The sequence below is a fragment of the Coprococcus intestinihominis genome (assembly GCF_040096555.1).
GTDB classification, from domain to species: domain Bacteria; phylum Bacillota; class Clostridia; order Lachnospirales; family Lachnospiraceae; genus Coprococcus_A; species Coprococcus_A intestinihominis.
In genome coordinates, this window is sequence record NZ_JBBMEK010000331.1 from 1 (window position 1) to 3,060 (window position 3,060).

Below are 3,060 nucleotides of genomic sequence, written 5' to 3' on the forward strand. Positions count from 1 at the left end.
TCAGCAGTCTTTAAAAGAAAAAATCTCCCGGACACCTTGACGGAATCCGGGAGATTTTTTATGCACACGTGCACACATTTCTTGTACACATTTAAAAAAGTGTGTACAAAACGTGTACAAATGCCGTTTTTTTACCAAAAATCGCTATTATTATGTTAACTTCTTTTTGGAGCAAAAAGCCTAAAACTTGCCAGCTCTTGCTGCTTCCTCAACGCTAACTGCAACAGCAACTGTAGCGCCGACCATTGGGTTATTGCCCATACCGATCAGACCCATCATTTCAACATGGGCCGGAACAGATGAAGAACCTGCGAACTGAGCATCAGAATGCATACGTCCCATTGTATCTGTCATACCGTAGGAAGCAGGACCTGCTGCCATGTTGTCCGGATGAAGTGTACGGCCTGTACCACCGCCGGAAGCAACTGAGAAATATTTCTTACCCTGTTCGATACATTCTTTCTTGTATGTACCTGCTACAGGATGCTGGAATCTTGTAGGGTTTGTAGAGTTACCTGTGATGGAAACACCTACGTTCTCGTGATGCATGATTGCAACACCTTCCTGAACATCATCTGCACCGTAACATTTAACAGATGCACGAAGACCTGTTGAATATGGTTTTTCATATACAACGTTCAGCTTGTTGGCTTTGTAATCAAACTGTGTCTCAACAAATGTGAAACCGTTGATACGTGAAATAATCTGAGCAGCATCTTTGCCAAGACCGTTTAAGATAACACGAAGTGGTTTCTGACGAACTTTGTTAGCTTTTTCAGCGATACCGATAGCACCTTCTGCAGCTGCAAAAGATTCATGACCTGCAAGGAAACAGAAGCATTCTGTTTCTTCTTCAAGCAGCATCTTGCCAAGATTACCATGGCCAAGACCAACCTTACGATGGTCTGCAACAGAACCCGGGATACAGAAAGCCTGAAGACCTTCACCGATTGCTGCAGCTGCATCGGAAGCCTTACGGCAACCCTTCTTGATAGCAATTGCAGCACCGACTGTATATGCCCAACATGCATTCTCGAAACAGATTGGCTGAATCTTCTTAACCTGTTCGTATACATCAAGACCTGCGTCCTTTGTGATCTTCTCTGCTTCTTCGATAGAAGCGATACCGTAGCTATTTAAAACAGAATTGATCTGATCAATTCTTCTTTCATATGATTCAAATAAAGCCATTTTAGATTACTCCTTTCTCGGGTCGATAATTTTAACTGCATCTGCTACACGGCCATACTGACCTTTTGCCTTTTCCCATGCAGTGTTAGGATCATCGCCATTCTTGATAAAGTCAGTCATCTTTCCAAGGCTTACAAACTGGTAACCGATAACTTCATCATTCTCATCAAGGGCAAGGCCTGTAACATAACCTTCTGCCATCTCAAGATAACGAACACCTTTTGCCTTTGTACCATACATTGTACCAACCTGAGAACGAAGGCCCTTGCCAAGGTCCTCAAGACCTGCACCAACTGCAAGACCGTCATCAGAGAATGCGCTCTGTGTTCTGCCGTATACAATCTGAAGGAACAGCTCTCTCATTGCTGTGTTAATTGCATCACAAACAAGGTCTGTATTCAGAGCTTCCAGAATGGTTTTGCCCTGTAAAATTTCAGCTGCCATAGCCGCTGAATGAGTCATACCTGAACATCCGATTGTCTCGATTAAAGCTTCCTCTATAATACCTTCCTTAACATTCAGTGTCAGCTTGCAGGCACCCTGCTGTGGTGCGCACCAGCCAATACCATGTGTAAAGCCGGAAATATCTTTAATTTCTTTGGAATGAACCCATTTGCCTTCTTCAGGGATTGGAGCAGGCTCATGTTTTGCGCCTTTTGCAACAGGGCACATTAATTCTACTTCATGTGAATAAATCATTTTGTGACTCCTTTCAAATATGTATCATGCAAAATTTACATCATATCTGTTTACTATTTTCCCATCAATTCTCAATGAAGTCCAGTGTTTTTTGCTCATTTTTTCATTTTTGGCATCTTTGATAATTTTATGACAAAAACAGGATTGTTCTTGCATCAATACATCTAATATTTGTTTTCGTAATAGCAATATGTAGAAAAATCATAGAAAATCTGTATTCATATACGTTAAAATCACAGTGATTATCACAAAAGTGACAATCCACCCATCGATCACTCGTCCTTTTTCACCGTCATTTTGCAGACTTCGACCATTCATCCGAAAGGTACTGTAGATCAAAATGCCATTTAAAAAGATGAAAATGGCCAGCACAACAGCCATTGTCACCAATTGCTGAATAGACACATCGGATAATGTCTGTGATACAGATTCCGTCACTTGCTGCTGATTCACCGCCGCATCCGCTATTAGTCTCTGATTGGCCATGAAGTTCATTGTCACATTGAAACCATTCAACAGGAAATGCATCAGCATGGATGTATAAATTGAACCGGTTGCCTCAACCATCAGTGCCAAAACTATCCCCAGATAAACCGCATACAGCATTTGATTGAAATTCAGATGAAACAGCCCGAAAGCCAATGCACTAAGCCATATTCCCGTCGTCTTAGCCCGCTGTCGGTATGCGCCGTACAAGATTCCTCTGCATAAAAATTCCTCATTAAACGCTGGCATCACTGCCATCACAAACAGCATTGGAAAATATCCCATTCTCATCATATAAGGCATGACTTCCATCACCTGGTTTTTCACAAAAAACATAGAAAAACGATTCAAAATCACCACAACCGGGTACGCAGAAATAATCACGGCCACCGCCATCTTGATGTTGGCATTGGATATCGGTGTAAAAAGCATTCTTTCTGACAATTGCGGTCTGTTCTTCCGATATCGTATCAGCATCCACAATGCCCCTGGGAAAATCAGCATCACCTGTCCCATGATGACATGAAACATAACATCATGGAGAGGTATCCACTGCATCAGCCACTGATAGCCCATATACATGGCAAAAGTTATAATCAACAGCAAATGGGCCTCTGTGATCTTTCTGCGCATACTATGCCTCTTTCTTTACAATCTGATCCTGCGTTTTAAAAATATGGGCTG

Annotated in this window: 3 protein-coding genes; all 3 read right to left on the reverse strand. The window is 42.0% G+C overall.

The genetic code is table 11. The features are described 5' to 3' along the window. Positions 1-180: 180 nt before the first annotated feature. Positions 181-1,191, reverse strand: coding sequence for a GGGtGRT protein (locus tag WMO25_RS16635; protein ID WP_117527522.1), 1,011 nt, complete (start codon positions 1,189-1,191; stop codon positions 181-183). Between the two features lie 6 nt (positions 1,192-1,197). Further along, on the reverse strand, positions 1,198-1,890 hold the full coding sequence (locus WMO25_RS16640) for an iron-sulfur cluster assembly scaffold protein (RefSeq protein WP_015515437.1): 693 nt from the start codon (positions 1,888-1,890) through the stop codon (positions 1,198-1,200). Between the two features lie 201 nt (positions 1,891-2,091). Next, positions 2,092-3,009, reverse strand: a complete 918-nt coding sequence (locus tag WMO25_RS16645; RefSeq protein WP_349086276.1) for a CPBP family intramembrane glutamic endopeptidase — start codon at positions 3,007-3,009, stop codon at positions 2,092-2,094. Positions 3,010-3,060 lie beyond the last annotated feature (51 nt).

Bases quoted from the DNA above. Each gene is read 5' to 3' on its own strand.
- WMO25_RS16635 (WP_117527522.1), bottom strand. From the start codon at position 1,191: ATGGCTTTATTTGAATCATATGAAAGAAGAATTGATCAGATCAATTCT.
- WMO25_RS16640 (WP_015515437.1), bottom strand. From the start codon at position 1,890: ATGATTTATTCACATGAAGTAGAATTAATGTGCCCTGTTGCAAAAGGC.
- WMO25_RS16645 (WP_349086276.1), bottom strand. From the start codon at position 3,009: ATGCGCAGAAAGATCACAGAGGCCCATTTGCTGTTGATTATAACTTTT.